This is a genomic window from Yoonia rosea (assembly GCF_900156505.1).
GTDB classification, from domain to species: domain Bacteria; phylum Pseudomonadota; class Alphaproteobacteria; order Rhodobacterales; family Rhodobacteraceae; genus Yoonia; species Yoonia rosea.
In genome coordinates this window covers 873,251-886,394 of record NZ_FTPR01000001.1, presented here as the reverse complement: position 1 = coordinate 886,394, position 13,144 = coordinate 873,251, and the positions used below count along the sequence as shown (strand labels likewise).

Sequence of the window (13,144 nt, the reverse complement as noted above, 5' to 3'; positions counted from 1 at the left end):
GAGCTAAGAACGCTGCGGTTAGGTTTGTTTATCTTTTGGAAAGAATAGTTGACGGGCAATTGGCGGCGTTAACAAATACGTAACCATGCACGCTCAGGTGGTATGCCATCATGCCCCATTGCATGTGGCTCTGTCTGTTGCGTCGGTAGTTTCGGCAAAAGGATGCATGATCATGACAGCACCACAAGGGCAACAAAAGGCGTCTGATCTTCCACGTTGGGTTCCGGATGCAGCCCGTCACTATCTTGTTCACACAGAAACTGGGCTCTCGATCCGCGCATTGGCGCGGGCCAGTGACTGTCACCCGTCAACGGTTCTGCGACAGGTACGTCGATTAGAAGGCCGCCGCGATGATCCGCTGATAGATTCAGCTTTGCGGTCGCTCTCTGCGCAGGTCTCTGCGCGTGACATTTTGAGAAAGGGGAATTTAAAGACAATGAAAATGGAGTGTTTGAAGAGTGACCCGCATCAGCCGGTTGGCCTGACACAGGCACGGATTGACCAGGAAGCCAAACGCATCTTGCGGCGTTTATGTGAACAAAGTGCCGTGCTTGCGGTGGCCCGCGAGATGGAGACATCGGTGGTGGTGCGCATGACACCCGAAGGCGAACAGGTGCGGACAGCTATTGTCGATCGCGAGATCGCGCAGGCCATGGCCTTGAAGGACTGGATCACGTGCCCCGATCCGGACGGACGGATTGCGCGGTATTTCATCACCAACACAGGCCGCGCCGCCCTGCGCCGCCTGACCGCCGAGGATGAAAACCGCGCCAGCGGCTTTGCCGAACGCAGCGCCGATCCTGACGGTGACGCGGGCTGGGACATTGCCAGTATCGAGGGCGCCCACCGCCCGCCATCACGCGCCTATGCGATCGAGAGCCCGCTTGTGGGTCTCGCGCGCCGCAAAGACCGCGACGGCAAACCGTTTCTGCCGCGCGAGCTGGTCGCGGTGGGTGAGCGGCTGCGCGAAGACTATGAGTTGGTCGAAGTGGGTCTTGGCGGCAGTGCAAGCTGGGAAAGCTTTGTGAACGGAGAAGCGCTTGCCGAAGCGACCGAGGGCCCAAAAGGGGCGCTGGCCGCCCATGGCCGGATCAAGGATGCCTTGACGGAACTGGGGCCCGGACTGGGGGATGTGGTTTTGCGGTGTTGTTGTTTTCTGGAAGGTCTGGAGCAGACCGAGAAAAAGATGGGGTGGTCGGCGCGCTCCGGCAAGATCGTCTTGCGGATCGCCTTGCAACGGCTCAAACGGCATTACGAACAAACCCAAGGGCGCTATGGGCCGATGATCGGGTAAGGCCGGACCATCTTACGGGGCCATGCGCGGTGCACAGGCCCGACATGCGCCCACGCCTGATGGTTGGACAAATGCCAAGGGCGGCGCTAGGTATTGGGCAACATCACTGGAGCCCGATATGCCCACACGCGATTTGAAAATTCCTGCGCAGCGCCACCCTGAAAAGCAGCGCCGCCCGGATGCACCGCAACCAAAAAAACCGGATTGGATCAGGGTGAAGGCACCGACGTCCGAGGGCTATAAAAAGACGCGTGACATTATGCGCGACAACAAGCTGGTGACGGTCTGCGAAGAAGCGGGCTGTCCCAATGTTGGCGAATGCTGGTCCCAAGGTCACGCCACGATGATGATTATGGGCGAGGTCTGCACACGGGCCTGTACGTTCTGCAATATCGCCACCGGTAAACCGCCCGAGGCGCTGGACGTGTTTGAACCGGGGCGCGTGGCAGATGCGGTCAAAAAGCTGGGGCTGAAGCACGTTGTGATCACCTCGGTGGACCGCGACGATGTCGAAGATGGTGGTGCCGAGCATTTTGCCCAGACAATCCGCGCGGTACGCCGCCAGTCGCCCGAGACAACGATCGAAATTCTGACGCCTGACTTTATCCGCTGCGATCCCAAGGTGTTAGAGGTGGTCGTTGCGGCACGCCCCGATGTGTTTAACCACAATCTTGAAACCGTACCGGGCCTATACCCCGAAGTGCGCCCCGGTGCGCGTTATTTCCATTCCTTGCGTCTTTTACAGCGCGTAAAAGAGCTTGATCCCACCATGTTCACCAAATCCGGCATCATGGTCGGGCTGGGCGAGGACAAACAGGCGGTCACGCAGGTGATGGAAGACATGCGCGCGGCCGACATTGATTTTTTGACCATCGGTCAGTACCTCCAGCCAACGCCGAAGCACCATAGGGTGGATCGGTTCGTGACGCCCGAAGAATTCAAGACCTATGAAAAGGCAGCTTATAACAAGGGCTTCCTGATGGTTTCTGCGACACCGCTCACACGGTCGTCCTATCACGCCGGTGATGATTTCGCGCGTCTGCGTGATGCCCGCCAGAAAAAGCTCGGGCTGGCCTGATCACTCTGCCACCGGCGGGATCGCCTTGAGGTATGCGGCGATGGCGGCGCGGTCGTCATCGGTCAACTGGCCGGTGTTTTTGACGACCTCCGCCATTTCGCCGCCTGCACTGTCAAAATCGGGCGTGAAGCCGCTCTTCAGGTATTCGGCAATATCGCGTTCTGACCACGACAGGGCCGCAGTTGTGATATTCGGGATACGCCCTTCGTCGGACGGATGCGGGGCACCGCCCATCCAGCGCGCTGTATCCAAGCCGCCCAGTGCGTTGCGGGGTGTGTGACATTCGGTGCAGTGGCCCAAGGCCTCGACCAGATAGCGCCCGCGCATCAGTTCGGGTGTCGCCGCGTCCTGCAAGACCCAGTCAGAGTTGACGAAAAGGAATTTCCACGGCCCTAAGGCGATCCGCTGGTTGAACGGAAACGCCAGATCATTGGGCGCATTGGGTTCATCGGATGGGGGCAGGGTGCGCAGATAGGCGATCAGATCGACGATATCGCCCAGCTCTGCCTTGTGATAGCTGGTGTAGGGGAAAGCGGGATAGAGATGTTCACCGTCTGCACCCACCCCGCGCATAATTGCACTGGCAAGCGCCAGATCGGACCACGCACCCACGCCATGCTCGGGATCGGATGAGATGTTGGGGGCCACGAAGGTCCCGAAATCGGACGCAAAGGTACGGCCGCCGCTTAAAAGCGTTGGCGGGCCGTCTTCGCTGGTGTGACATGAGGCACAGCCCGCTGCCGCAAAAACAAGCTCGCCATTGACAGGATCACCGGTGAGACCGTCGAGCGCATCAGACGGCAATGGTGCCGGTTTGGTGATGTGCCAGCCGGCACCGATCACAAGAAGGGCAAAGACCCCGATGATCCGCCATTTTGCCATGTGATCTTAGGTGCGCGGCGCGCGGTAAGCTTCGTGGCAAGATCCGCAGGATTGGCCGACAGGACCGAACGCCGCCTTCATGGCATCAAGCCCGTCACCTGCGACAGCTGCCAGAGCAGCGGTTGCTGCGGCAAGTTTCTCTTTCTCTGCCATGTATCCGGCGGCGTCTGTCCAGATCTCGGCCTTGGCGCGTGACCCTTCGATGCTCGCGTCAGTCCCCTCGACCCAATAGGCGGCCTGATCCATGCTGGCGAGCGCTGCAAGGTTTGATGCGGCAGTGGCTGCGATTGCGGCATCATAAGGGATGCGGTCCTGTGCCATTGCGCCAATCGGACCAAGGTTAAAGGAATAGAGACCCATATGGGACTGTCGCGCATCCAGGGCGCGCTGCTGGTCCTCGGTCAGGTGCCCTGCAGCGAATGCGGCCCCGGCGATACAGAAAGCAACAGCAGTTGCGACAACACGGTTCAGTTTTTTTGACATGGGGTTCTCCTACGAAATCAAAAAAATAATACCGAAAGCGTACCCCTCTGTGCGACAAAACGCCTCATAACGTTTTCGTGATTATCGCATTCGGCGTAAATCGGTCGGGGTGAGCCAGTCCGGCCAGCCAAACAACTGCTCGACCCCAAACAGGATCAGGCAGACCACAATGATTCCAGCAATGAATTTGATCCTGGCGGGCGAGGGCGGGTTCTGCGCCCAGCGTTTGGCCTTCAAGAGCCAGCGGGGGTTCATGTCTCCTCGACGAACCGCACTTTGCCGATAAAGCCCAAGTTGCGGTTGCGTTGGGCGAAATCGATTCCGTAACCCACGACGAATTCATCGGGGATTTCAAAGCCGATCCAGTCCGCCTTGAGATCAACCTCGCGGCGGGCGGGTTTATCCAGCAGCGCGATGGTCTTCATGCGGGCGGGTTTGCGCGACCACAGAAACTTGGTCACATGGGCCAGCGTATGTCCGGTGTCGACGATATCCTCGACGATCAGCACATCACGTCCTTCGATCTGCCCGCGCAGGTCTTTGAGAATACGCACTTCGCGGGTGCTTTCCATGCCGTCGCCATAAGACGAGGCCTCAAGAAAATCCACTTCAACAGGCAGGTCCAGCTCGCGCACCAGATCGGCGATGAACACGAAAGACCCACGCAAAAGCCCCACGACGACCAGCTTGTTGGTATCCGCGAACTCCGTCCTGATCGCGCGTGCAAGATCTTCGATCCGTGCCGCAATCGCTTTGGCGCTGATCATTTCGTCGATCACATAGGTGGGGTGCGTCATTCAGGCCTCAATACAGGGAAATAGGTTGATTTTCTGGCCCAAGTTTACGACATCCATCAGCGAAGTCACCCGCGAAAGGCCGTTATGCCCCGTCATTCTGAAACGAAGTTCCTGCCCTATAGTGCGCAGCAGATGTATGACCTTGTCGCCGATGTGGGAAATTACCCGAAATTTCTGCCGTGGACGGCCGCCGCGCGTGTGCGCAGTATCACCGATAAGGGCGACCATCAGGAAATGCTGGCGGATCTGGTGATTTCGTTCAAAGTGTTCCGCGAAAAATTCGGCAGCCGTGTCCTGCTTTGGCCCGAACAGATGAAGATCGACACGGAATACCTTGACGGGCCGATCCGGTATCTGGAAAGCCAGTGGTCTTTCAAGGACGTCGAGGGGGGCTGCGAGGTGTCCTTCGCGGTGGATTTTGAATTCAAAAGCCGCCTTTTGCAGGGTGCCGCCGGCATGTTCTTTAATGAGGCGATGCAGCGGGTCGTGCGGTCGTTCGAGCGGCGCGCGGCAGAGCTTTATCGCTAGGTCTCGACCGCACGCAACAAAAGCGCGAGCGCATGATCGCGCGCAGCGCTGCGCACCTTGGCGCGCCCCTGCGCACCAAACTCGACCGTTTCGGTGTGCACACTGGCGGCCGTGGCCAGCCCGAAACACACGCGGCCTTCGGGTTTGTGGTCTGATCCGCCGGGTCCCGCGATACCGGTAATCGCCACCGCGATATCAGCGTCAGAGTTGCGCAACGCGCCCTCTGCCATCTCGCGTGCGACCGCTTCGGACACCGCACCGTACGCGTCCAGCGTGGCAGGCAGCACCCCCAGCATCTGGATTTTCGCAGCGTTTGTGTAGGTGATGAATGCGCGATCAAACACCGCCGAGCTGCCTGCAATATCGGTGATGGCGGCACTGACCATCCCACCCGTGCAGCTTTCAGCCGTAGCCAGCATCACACCTTTTGCCTTTGCGGCGTCCAGAAGCGCCTGCGCACTCATATCAGAACGATATGGTAAAGCGCGGCAAGTGCGGCGACACCGATGGCGGCAAAGATGCCTGCAATCACGTCATCCAGCATCACGCCGGTTGGCCCATGGATCCGGTCGGCCCAACCAATCGGGCCCCATTTTGTGATGTCGAAAAGCCGGAACAACGCGAATGCAGCAACCCAACCAGGCCAGAGCAGGAGGATATCAACGTCCTGACGTGCCGCGCCGAAGGCCAGCGGCAGAAGGGCAATCCATTGGCCGCAAACCTCGTCGATCACGATCTCGGAGGGGTCGTGGTTGTCCTTGCCTTTGGTCTCGACACCCGTGGCCCAGACGCCAAGCACGTAGGACAGCACGATGCCCGCGATAAGGCCCCAAGGACCAAAGAGCGTATAGATCGCCCAACCAGCGGGCAGGGCGGCAAGTGATCCCCATGTGCCGGGGGCAGGGCGGATGTGGCCCACATAAAAGAAGGTGGCGATCAGATGTGTCATGGCTTGATCAACGTCACGGTGGCGATAGCAGCAATGCCTTCCTCGCGCCCCGTAAAGCCCAGTTTTTCTGATGTTGTCGCTTTGACGCTGATGCGGTCGCTCTCGATGCCCATATAGGCGGACATCACAGCCTTCATCGCATCATGATGCGGTCCGATCTTGGGGAATTCGCAGACTAGCGTGCAGTCTGCATTGCCAATGCGAAACCCCAGCGACGCGGCAAGGGCCACGGCATGTTCAAGGAATATATGGCTCGCGGCACCTTTCCATTGCGGGTCCGAGGGCGGGAAGTGCTGGCCGATATCACCTTTGCCCAATGCGCCATAGATCGCGTCTGTAACAGCATGCATGCCCACATCCGCATCGGAATGGCCCTGAAGGCTGCGGGTGTGGGGGATTTGCACACCGCACAGCCAGACATGATCGCCGGGGCCAAAGCGGTGCACGTCATAGCCGTTGCCACAGCGGATATCGGGGGTTGAAGTCATTGGGTTGCGCCTCATCAGCTCTGCAGCCCGATCGAAATCCTCGGGCGTGGTGATCTTTATGTTCGCTTCATCGCCTGCCACGATCGCAACGTCCAGCCCTGCCGCGCGGGCAACGGCCACATCATCGGTTTCCTGCCCGGTGCCCGCGGCATGTGCGGCCCGCAACGGGGCAAGGTGAAAACCCTGGGGCGTTTGCGCACGGTAGAGGCCCGCGCGGTCCTGCACACCCGCGACTGTGCCGTCCGTGCCATGCCAGAGCGTATCAGTCACCGCAATCGCAGGGGCAGCACCAATATGGGTGGCAAGGGCATCGAGGACGCGATCAATCACAGCGTCGGTCACCAGCGGTCTGGCCGCGTCGTGTATCAGCACGGTCTCGATCCCGGGACCTGTTGCTGCCAATCCCGCTTGAACCGATGCAGCACGGGTCGCACCGCCCGTGACGACAGTGGCCGCGGGGTCACGCGGCCAGAGGGCTGTGTCGACGTCATCGGGATGCAACACAAGGATCAACTGTGTGATCGCCGGGTGATTTGCGAAACGCGCCATGGCATAGGCGGCCACAGGGCGGTGACCGATCTGTTGCCACTGTTTAGGCACGTCGCCCCCCGCGCGTGTGCCGCGTCCTGCCGCTACGATGATTGCCGCTACTGTCATCTGTGGTCTGTCCTCTAGTTGCGTCAGGTTTAGGCCTCAGACCGCGCCGGTGCAATTCGTCAGTTTGGCAAGCGAAATGCACAAAAATTAAGCAAACGCCATTTTATCGGGATAAATGGGTCGAGTTTCGTTGAAGGGGGCTGCAAATCTCCGTAGATGTACCGCGACGCCTTACCTGTAAGCGAATGATTATCTCTGTGGCAGTAACCAAACAATTGGTCTTGGACGATGTGGCTTTGACGCCGCCTGTGGCGCTTGCGCCTTTGGCGGGAATCACCGATCTGCCGTTCCGCCAGTTGGTCGCGTCGTTCGGCGCGGGCTGGGTTGTCAGCGAAATGGTGGCAAGCCAGGAGATGGTGCAGGCAAAACCCGGCGTGCGCGAACGCGCCGAACTGGGCTATGATCAGGACGGCACGGCCGTCCAGATCGCCGGACGCGAGGCTTATTGGATGGCCGAGGCGGCCCGCATGGCGGCAGGGAACGGTGCCGCGATCATTGACATCAATATGGGCTGCCCGGCCAAAAAGGTGACGAATGGCTATTCGGGGTCGGCGCTTTTGCGCACGCCCGATCATGCGCTCAGCCTGATCGAGGCCGTGGTCAATGCCGTTGATGTCCCCGTCACGCTGAAAACGCGCCTTGGCTGGGATCACGACAGCCTGAATGCAGCCGATGTGGCCCGCAGGGCCCAAGAGGCGGGGATCAAGCTGGTCACGATCCACGGGCGGACACGCTGCCAATTTTACAAAGGCGCGGCCGACTGGGCCGCGATCCGGCAGATCAAGGAGGCGGTGACGATTCCGGTAATTGCCAATGGCGATATTGTGGATGCGGATACCGCGCGCGCGGCGTTACGCCTGTCCGGTGGCGACGGCGTGATGATCGGCCGCGGGGCGCAGGGGCGCCCTTGGGTCCTCGCACAGATTTCGGCGGCACTGCACGGTCTGGCGGACCCTGTTGTGCCGCAGGGCCGTGATCTGATTGATATGGTTTGCGGTCACTATGAAGCGATGCTGGCCTTCTATGGCTCCGAATTGGGGCGCAAGGTCGCGCGCAAGCATTTGGGCTGGTACATGGACGATGCGGGCACGCCGCCTGCGCTGCGCAAGGCAATCCTGACCCACGCATCACCCGCAGATGTCCTGCGCGATCTTCCTGAAGCGTTTGATTTAAAGGTGGCGGCATGATTTTCGGACAATCACTTTGGTCATCCTTGCCGGTGCCGTCTTTGATGCTTGATGGTGATGACGTCATCATCATGAGCAACCCTGCGGCGGAAAGTTTTCTCAACCTGTCGTCCAAATCACTGGTGGGCGAAAGGATTTGGGAAAAGGTCATGATTGATGCGCCGCTTGAGGCGCCCTATCGCCGCGCCAAGGAAAACCGCACATCGCTGTTCGTGAACGATGTGGATGTCGGCAGCGGCGAGCGCCCGCCGATGCTGTGCAACCTGCAATTCGCCCCCCTCCAAGGCAGCGACGACCAGATGATCGTGATGATCAGTCCGCGCGAGATTGCCAGCCGTATCAACCAGAACCATTCGTCCGGCAAGGCGGCGAAATCCGCAATCGGGATGGCAGAAATGCTCGCCCATGAAATCAAGAACCCGCTGGCGGGCATCACCGGTGCGGCACAGCTTCTCTCGATGGGGCTGTCTTCGGAAGATCAGGAAATGACCGATCTGATCGTCGAGGAAAGCCGCCGGATTGTGAAGCTGCTCGAACAGGTTGAACAATTCGGAAACCTGCGCAAACCGGTGCTCAAGCCGATCAACATTCACGATATTCTGGACCGCGCCCGCCAATCGGCGGCGGTGGGTTTTGGCGCCCATATGCTTTTTGTCGAAGCCTATGATCCCTCCCTGCCGCAAACGCTGGCGGATGGGGATCAGCTTTTGCAGGTGTTCCTGAATTTGCTGAAAAACGCAGCGGAGGCGTGCAAGGAAGCGGGGACCATTACGCTGCATACCTTCTACGACACCTCGTTGCGCGTGCACCGGTCCGACGGCACCCATGCCCGCCTGCCTTTGCAGGTCGAGATTATTGACGATGGCCCCGGCCTGCCGCGCGAGATTGCGGATGATATCTTTGAACCCTTTGTCTCGGGGAAAGAAAACGGAACAGGGCTCGGGTTGGCATTGGTGTCAAAACTGATCGGTGACGCCGGTGGATGGATTTCTGTGGATAGCGTGCCCGGGCGCACGGTGTTCCGGATTTCGCTGCCGGTGGTGCCCAAAGATTATGAAGCAGGAGAATAAGAATGGACGGGACAGTACTTGTTGCCGATGACGACCGGACGATCAGAACGGTATTGACCCAGGCGTTGACGCGGGCAGGCTGCAAGGTGCATGCGACATCCTCGATTGTCACGCTGATGCGCTGGGTTGATGAGGGCAAAGGCGATTTGGTTATTTCCGATGTGATCATGCCCGATGGCAATGGTCTTGAGCAGTTGCCAAAGATCGCAGAGGCACGCCCCGGTCTGCCCGTGATCGTGATCTCAGCGCAGAACACCATCATGACGGCCATTCAGGCCGCTGAGGCCGATGCCTATGATTACCTGCCGAAACCTTTTGACCTGCCTGATCTGATGAAACGCGCCGCGCGTGCATTGGAGGTCAAGCGCCGTGCACCCACGACACGCGCCCCCGATGTGAATGCAACCGAACAGGGCGGTGATCTGCCGCTGGTGGGGCGTACGCCGGTGATGCAGGGCCTTTACCGGCTTGTCGCGCGGGTCATGAACACCCAACTGCCGGTGCTGATCACCGGCGAAAGCGGGACGGGCAAATCGCTGATCGCGCGCGCCGTGCATGATTTCTCAGACCGGCGGAGCCTGCCGTTTGTCGTGGTGTCCGCCGCGGATCTGGAAGGGATGGACGGGCCGTCCACCGTTCTCAGCCGTGCCAAAGGCGGATCAATCCTCTTTGATGAAGTCAGTGACCTCTCCGAAGAGGCGCAGGGCCGGATTGTGCGGATGCTGGACACGCTGGGCGATAACGCGCCGCGGATCATGGCCACCTCGCAATCCGACCTGATGGGACGCATGGAAGACGGGCTGTTCCGCGAAGATCTGTTTTACCGGCTGGGCGGTGTCACCGTGGATGTTCCGTCACTGCGCGAGCGTGTCGATGATATCCCGCTGCTGGCCGAGCATTTTCTGGCCCGCGCCGAACGTGATGGCGCGCCGTTGCGCCGCTTTGGTGATGCCGCCCTTGATCTGGTCCGCGCCTATAGCTGGCCGGGCAACGTGCGGCAGTTGGAAAATGCCGTGCGCCGGTTGGTCTTTACCGCTTCCGAGGATGAAATTACCCGCGCCGAGGTGGAACTGGTCCTTGGCAACCAGCCTGCCATCGAACCGCTGCGCTCAGGCGGCGAGGGCGACAAACTGAGTGCGAGCGTGAACAAACACCTGCGCCGCTATTTCGATCTGCATGGCGGGGTGCTGCCGCCTCCGGGGCTGTATAACCGAATCCTGAAAGAGGTTGAGGGCCCGCTGATCGAGATTGCACTGGATGCAACGGGCGGAAATCAGGCCAAATGCGCGGATTTGCTGGGAATAAACCGCAATACGCTCCGCAAGAAGATCACCGACCTCGATATCCGCGTGACACGCCGCCGCAAATTGATGTAAAACCGCAACAGAACCGTGGCACTGCTGCGTCAGCGTAGCAGAAAGACCACAGTGATTGGCGGTACCGTGAGGGCGACCTCACCTTAATAACAGGGCATTGCGCGTGCGGCGTTCGCTTCCGGGCCTGAATATGACGCGACTCGGTCGCTGGTTCCGCCAGCGCCATGTGCAAACGGCGTTGACGATTGGCCTTGTGGTGGCGGGGCCACTGCTGGCCGTGCTGACCTATATTGTCGTCGGTCCGCTGGATCGCGGGGCGTCGTCCACGTCATTGCGTTTGGTTCTGCTTCTGGATTTCATCTATGTGCTGGTCGTAGCGGCTCTGGTCATGCGGCAGGTGGCACGGATGGTGTCCGCACGGCGCGCCAAATCGGCCGGCTCACGGCTCAGTCTGCGCCTGACAGGGGTCTTTGCGCTGTCAGCGCTGGTGCCCATCGTGCTGGTGGCGGTCTTTTCTGTCACGCTGATTTCGATCGCACTGGACGGGCTGTTTTCCGAACCCGTGGGCAACGTATTGCGGACCTCTTTGACTACGGCACAGGCCTATGAAGAAGAGCACCGCCAAGAGCTGACACGCGACGGGCTTGCTCTGGCGGCCTATCTGAACCGCGAACGGCAGGCGAACCTTTTTATGGACGATGGCGAGGTGCGGTTCGCGTTGGGTGAGGTGCAGGCGCAGGTCGAGCGCGGCCTGAGCGAGGCCTTTGTGATTGACGGCCTGGGGACGATTGCCGCGCGCGGCGCGCGGTCCTATGAGTTTGGCTATGAACGCCCTTCGGCTGCGGATTTCACCCGCGCCGACGACACGGGGCTAGCGATCATTCAGGATTTTGCCAACAACGAATTCCGCGCGCTGATCCCGCTTGTCGCGTTCCGTGACAGGTATCTTTACGTCACACGCCCTGTGGACGGGAATGTGCTGACGCTGCTGGATGATACGACCGAGACAGTGGCGCAATATGAAGAGCTGCAGAACGAGCGCGGCCAGCTTTTGTTCCAGTTCGGCCTGCTTTATCTGGGGTTTGGCTTTATCCTGATCCTTGGCGCGATCTGGGGCGGTCTGGTCTTTGCCGAGCGTCTGTCAACGCCTGTGGGGCGCCTTGTGTCAGCATCACAGCGCGTGGGGTCCGGCGATCTGGATGTGCGCGTGATCGAAGATGACGGCGACGACGAGATTTCGCAACTGGGCCACTACTTCAACCAGATGACAAGCCGCCTGAAAGGGCAACGCGACCAACTGATCGAGACAAACCAGCGGACCGAACGGCGGGGGCGTCTGTTTGATTCCGTGCTGCGGTCGGTCACATCGGGCGTTGTCGGGCTTGATGCCTATGGCCGCGTGACCTTTGTGAACCCCTCGGCCAGCCGCTTGTTATCCGTGGGTGATCAACCCGAAGAAACGGCGCTCACGTTTGCCGTTCCCGAGTTTGCGGACCTCTTTGCGCAGGTCTGCGAAACCGACCGTGAGAGCGTGCAGGGCCAGGTGAACCTGATCCGCAAAGGTCAACAGGAGAGCCTGTTGGTCCGGATGGCGCAGCGCCGGAATGTGGACGGGGCGTTGGAGGGCTATGTTGTTGCCTTTGACGATGTCACCGATCTGGTCAGCGCCCAGCGTATGGCCGCTTGGGGCGATGTGGCGCGCCGGATTGCCCATGAGATCAAGAACCCGCTGACGCCCATTCAGCTTTCGGCGGAACGGATCAAGCGCAAGTTCCATAGTCAGGTCGGCCATGATGCGGACAAGCTGGAACAGATGACAGACGTGATTGTGCGCCAGACAAATGATCTGCGGCGCATCGTGGACGAGTTTTCAAAATTCGCGCGCATGCCGGAACCGGAATTGCATATCAATGACATGACGCAACTGGTGCATGATGCGCTGTCATTGCAGATCGCAGGCCAGCCCGATGTGCATTTTGCCGCCGAGATCCCCGAAGAACAGGTGTTGGTCGATATGGATGACACCATGATCGGGCAAGCGCTGACGAACCTGCTGAAAAACGCAGGAGAGGCGACGGAAACCTACATCGACCGTAACGGGGCAGAGGGCTATCGCCCTGAAATCCAGCTGCGGATGTCCAAGGACAACGATACAGTAACGATTAAAATCTCGGACAACGGGATCGGCCTGCCGGAAGATCGCGCGCGCCTGTTCGAGCCTTACGTGACGACGCGCGGCGAGGGGACGGGTCTCGGCCTGCCCATCGTCAAGAAGATCATCGAAGAACACGGCGGTACGCTGACACTGACAGATGCCGAGATTTTTGCAGGCCACGCTCACGCGGGGGCCTGCGCCATTATTCAACTGCCCGCATCGGCGCAAGCCGCGCGTGCCCCCAAAATTCCAGCATGAGG

14 protein-coding genes are annotated in these 13,144 nt (G+C 59.8%); 7 read left to right on the top strand and 7 right to left on the bottom strand.

All coding sequences use genetic code 11. The annotated features are described in order from the left end of the window. The first annotated feature begins 172 nt into the window (after positions 1–172). The gene (locus tag B0B09_RS04235) at positions 173–1,294 is read left to right on the top strand and encodes a DUF6456 domain-containing protein (RefSeq protein ID WP_076659787.1); all 1,122 of its coding nucleotides are present in this window, start codon (positions 173–175) and stop codon (positions 1,292–1,294) included. A 118-nt stretch (positions 1,295–1,412) separates the two neighbouring features. Continuing rightward, positions 1,413–2,372: a lipoyl synthase gene (gene lipA, locus B0B09_RS04230; RefSeq protein ID WP_055292876.1), complete on the top strand. Its 960-nt coding sequence runs from the start codon at positions 1,413–1,415 to the stop codon at positions 2,370–2,372. Here the strand turns inward: lipA and B0B09_RS04225 are convergent, their stop codons facing one another. From B0B09_RS04225 to hpt, 4 genes are all read right to left on the bottom strand, one after another. Further along, positions 2,373–3,254 (bottom strand): c-type cytochrome, encoded by an 882-nt coding sequence (locus B0B09_RS04225; protein WP_076658497.1) that lies wholly within the window; start codon positions 3,252–3,254, stop codon positions 2,373–2,375. A 6-nt stretch (positions 3,255–3,260) separates the two neighbouring features. Then, the gene (locus B0B09_RS04220) at positions 3,261–3,737 is read right to left on the bottom strand and encodes a c-type cytochrome (protein WP_076658496.1); all 477 of its coding nucleotides are present in this window, start codon (positions 3,735–3,737) and stop codon (positions 3,261–3,263) included. An 81-nt stretch (positions 3,738–3,818) separates the two neighbouring features. After that, positions 3,819–3,992 (bottom strand): hypothetical protein, encoded by a 174-nt coding sequence (locus B0B09_RS17860; protein ID WP_165689291.1) that lies wholly within the window; start codon positions 3,990–3,992, stop codon positions 3,819–3,821. Then, a complete protein-coding gene (gene hpt, locus B0B09_RS04215; RefSeq protein ID WP_055292873.1) occupies positions 3,989–4,534 on the bottom strand; it encodes a hypoxanthine phosphoribosyltransferase in 546 nt (181 codons plus the stop codon). The genes B0B09_RS17860 and hpt overlap by 4 nt, the downstream gene beginning before the upstream one ends. Positions 4,535–4,618: 84 nt before the next feature. Between hpt and B0B09_RS04210 the strand changes: the two genes are divergently transcribed. Continuing rightward, a complete protein-coding gene (locus tag B0B09_RS04210) occupies positions 4,619–5,062 on the top strand; it encodes a type II toxin-antitoxin system RatA family toxin (protein ID WP_076658495.1) in 444 nt (147 codons plus the stop codon). Here B0B09_RS04210 and B0B09_RS04205 read toward each other — a convergent pair. From B0B09_RS04205 to B0B09_RS04195, 3 genes are read right to left on the bottom strand one after another with little or no spacing between them, the layout of a single operon-like run. Next, complete coding sequence (locus B0B09_RS04205) at positions 5,059–5,526, bottom strand: CinA family protein (RefSeq protein WP_076658494.1); 468 nt, start codon at positions 5,524–5,526, stop codon at positions 5,059–5,061. The genes B0B09_RS04210 and B0B09_RS04205 overlap by 4 nt on opposite strands. Continuing rightward, positions 5,523–6,011, bottom strand: a complete 489-nt coding sequence (locus B0B09_RS04200; RefSeq protein ID WP_076658493.1) for a phosphatidylglycerophosphatase A family protein — start codon at positions 6,009–6,011, stop codon at positions 5,523–5,525. The genes B0B09_RS04205 and B0B09_RS04200 overlap by 4 nt, the downstream gene beginning before the upstream one ends. Next, complete coding sequence (locus tag B0B09_RS04195; RefSeq protein ID WP_076658492.1) at positions 6,008–7,156, bottom strand: bifunctional 2-C-methyl-D-erythritol 4-phosphate cytidylyltransferase/2-C-methyl-D-erythritol 2,4-cyclodiphosphate synthase; 1,149 nt, start codon at positions 7,154–7,156, stop codon at positions 6,008–6,010. The genes B0B09_RS04200 and B0B09_RS04195 overlap by 4 nt, the downstream gene beginning before the upstream one ends. A gap of 185 nt (positions 7,157–7,341) precedes the next feature. Here B0B09_RS04195 and dusB point away from each other — a divergent pair, with 185 nt between their 5' ends. The 4 genes from dusB (at position 7,342) to B0B09_RS04175 (ending at position 13,142) form a co-directional block, all read left to right on the top strand. Beyond that, a complete protein-coding gene (gene dusB / locus B0B09_RS04190; protein WP_076658491.1) occupies positions 7,342–8,343 on the top strand; it encodes a tRNA dihydrouridine synthase DusB in 1,002 nt (333 codons plus the stop codon). Continuing rightward, entirely contained in the window at positions 8,340–9,413 is a 1,074-nt protein-coding gene (locus B0B09_RS04185; RefSeq protein ID WP_076658490.1) for a two-component system sensor histidine kinase NtrB, read from the top strand. The genes dusB and B0B09_RS04185 overlap by 4 nt, the downstream gene beginning before the upstream one ends. Before the next feature lie 2 nt (positions 9,414–9,415). Further along, positions 9,416–10,789: a response regulator gene (locus tag B0B09_RS04180; protein WP_076658489.1), complete on the top strand. Its 1,374-nt coding sequence runs from the start codon at positions 9,416–9,418 to the stop codon at positions 10,787–10,789. A gap of 130 nt (positions 10,790–10,919) precedes the next feature. Beyond that, on the top strand, positions 10,920–13,142 hold the full coding sequence (locus B0B09_RS04175) for a sensor histidine kinase NtrY-like (RefSeq protein ID WP_076659786.1): 2,223 nt from the start codon (positions 10,920–10,922) through the stop codon (positions 13,140–13,142). The last annotated feature ends 2 nt before the right edge of the window (positions 13,143–13,144 follow it).